3 protein-coding genes are annotated in these 2429 nt (G+C 71.5%); all 3 read left to right on the top strand.

Annotated features, from left to right (window positions below; all coding sequences use genetic code 11):
* Positions 1 to 1071 (top strand): hydrogenase formation protein HypD (gene hypD, locus PKE44_RS18340; protein WP_324554117.1); only part of this gene is annotated, 1071 nt, incomplete at its 5' end.
* A gap of 65 nt (positions 1072 to 1136) precedes the next feature.
* Entirely contained in the window at positions 1137 to 1496 is a 360-nt protein-coding gene (locus PKE44_RS18335; RefSeq protein WP_324554115.1) for a hypothetical protein, read from the top strand.
* Between the two features lie 121 nt (positions 1497 to 1617).
* The coding region (gene hypE / locus PKE44_RS18330; RefSeq protein ID WP_324554119.1) for a hydrogenase expression/formation protein HypE at positions 1618 to 2429 on the top strand (812 nt) is incomplete at its 3' end.

Genomic DNA, 2429 nt, shown 5'->3' with positions numbered 1-2429 from the left:
CGCGAGGTCGATCCGGCGCGCGAGTACCGCTTCATGGAGTTCTGCGGCGGCCACACGCACGCGATCGCCCGCTACGGCGTCGAGGATCTGCTGCCGGCCAACGTCCGGCTGATCCACGGCCCCGGCTGCCCGGTATGCGTGCTGCCGACCGGCCGGCTGGAGATGGCGATCGCGCTCGCCGAACGCCCGGGCGTGATGCTCGCGAGCTACGGCGACATGCTGCGCGTGCCCGGCTCGGGCGGCGACAGCCTGCTGAAGGCGCGCGCGCGCGGTGCCGACGTGCGCATGGTCTATTCGATCGACGACGCGCTGGCGCTCGCACGCAGGCATCCCGACCGCCAGGTGATCTTCTTCGCGATCGGCTTCGAGACCACGACGCCGCCGACCGCGGTCGCGATCCGCCAGGCCGCGGCCGAAGGGCTCGGAAACTTCAGCGTGTTCTGCAACCACGTGCTGACGCCCTCGGCGATCGCCAGCATCCTCGAATCGCCCGAGGTGCGCGATCTCGGCAGCGTCAAGCTCGACGGCTTCGTCGGCCCGGCGCACGTCTCGACCGTGATCGGCAGCCGCCCGTACGAATACTTCGCCGCCGAATACGCGAAGCCGGTCGTCATCGCCGGCTTCGAGCCGCTCGACGTGCTGCAGGCCGTGCGCATGCTCGTGCGCCAGGTCAACGCCGGACAGAGCTGCGTCGAGAACGAATTCGCGCGCGCGGTCAGCCGCGACGGCAACCGCAAGGCGCAGAAGCTGGTCGCCGAGGTGTTCGAGCTGCGCAAGCACTTCGACTGGCGCGGGCTCGGCCGCGTGCCGTACAGCGCGCTGCGCATCAAGTCCGCCTGGGCGGACTTCGACGCCGAACGCCGCTTCGCGCCCGAACCGCGCACCGTGCCCGATCACAAGGCCTGCGAATGCGCGGCGATCCTGCGCGGCGTCAAGCGCCCGCAGGACTGCCGGCTGTTCGGCAGCGCCTGCACGCCGGAAACGCCGATGGGCTCGTGCATGGTCTCCAGCGAAGGCGCCTGCGCCGCGCACTGGAGCTACGGGCGCTTCCGGAGCGCGCGCCCGGCCTGAAATCCGCACCCGCATCCGCATCCGCCCATCCACCCGCACGCCCGTTTGTTTCTGGAGTCGCCCGCATGAACCTGACCGCTTCCGCCCTGCTCGGCGTGCTCGAAGAAGCCGGCACCGACGTGCTGACGCTGGCCGAAGGCCTCGGCGAGGACGAGCTGCTGAACTCGCGCATCACGCGCACCGAGATTCGCCGGCTGCTGATCAGCATGGCGCAGACCGCCGCGAGCCTGCCGCCTGCGCTGCGCACGCGCGTGCCCGAGATCGACTGGGACGGCTGGGCGGCGCTGGCGATCGCGCTGAACGGCAGCGAGGCCGAAGTCTGCGACGGGCTCTGGCACGGCGTGCGCTCGCAGGTGCCGGCGACGCTGATGTGGCTGCGCGTCTACCGCCAGAACCAGCCCGAGCTGTTCGCGTTCGTGCCCTGAGCCCCGGGCCGCACGAAGCGCTTCCCTGCCCCGATTTCCCCCCGATCCCGACAGGTCTGCCCCGTTGAGCCCCCCGAGAGACTTTCCCCGCAAACTGGACCTGCGCCACGGCTGCATCGAGATGCAGCACGGCGGTGGCGGCCGCGCGATGGCGCAGCTCGTCGAGGAGCTGTTCGTCGCCGCGTTCGCAAACCCCGCGCTGTCGGCGCTGAACGATCAGGCCGTGCTCGATGCCGGGCTTTCCGGCCGGCTGGTGATCGCCACCGACAGCCACGTCGTCTCGCCGCTGTTCTTCCCCGGCGGCGACATCGGCAGCCTCGCCGTGCACGGCACGGTCAACGACGTGGCGATGGCGGCGGCCGAGCCGCGCTGGCTGGCGGCGAGCTTCATCCTGGAGGAAGGCTTTGCGCTTGCGGAGCTTGCCCGCATCGTCGATTCGATGGCGCAGGCGGCGCGCGCCGCCGGCGTGGCCATCGTCACCGGCGACACCAAGGTCGTCGAGGCCGGCAAGGGCGATGGCGTGTTCATCACCACGACCGGCGTCGGCGTCGCGCGCGCGGGCTTCGAGACCGGCGGCACGCGCGCGCGGCCCGGCGACGTGGTGCTGGTGAGCGGCGCGATCGGCGATCACGGCATCGCGATCATGGCCTGCCGCGAAGGCCTGGATTTCGACGTGCCGATCGAATCGGACAGCGCCGCGCTGCACGAACTGGTCGGCGCGCTCTGCGCGGTGCTGCCGCCGCCGGCGCTGCGCGTGCTGCGCGATCCGACCCGCGGCGGCCTCGGCGCAACGCTGAACGAGATCGCGCGCGCTTCCGGCGTCGGCATGCAGCTCGCCGAGACCGCGATCCCGGTGCATGAGCCGGTGCGCGCCGCCTGCGAGTTCCTCGGCCTCGACCCGCTGTACGTCGCCAACGAAGGCAAGCTGATCGC

It is taken from the genome of Plasticicumulans sp. (assembly GCF_035331805.1).
Taxonomy (GTDB): domain Bacteria; phylum Pseudomonadota; class Gammaproteobacteria; order Competibacterales; family Competibacteraceae; genus Plasticicumulans.
The sequence above is the reverse complement of the archived record's forward strand: the minus strand, read 5'-3'. Positions and strand labels throughout refer to the sequence as shown.

Excerpts from the sequence above, each read along its gene's own strand:
- PKE44_RS18335 (WP_324554115.1), top strand. The coding sequence starts at position 1,137 with ATGAACCTGACCGCTTCCGCCCTGCTCGGCGTGCTCGAAGAAGCCGGC.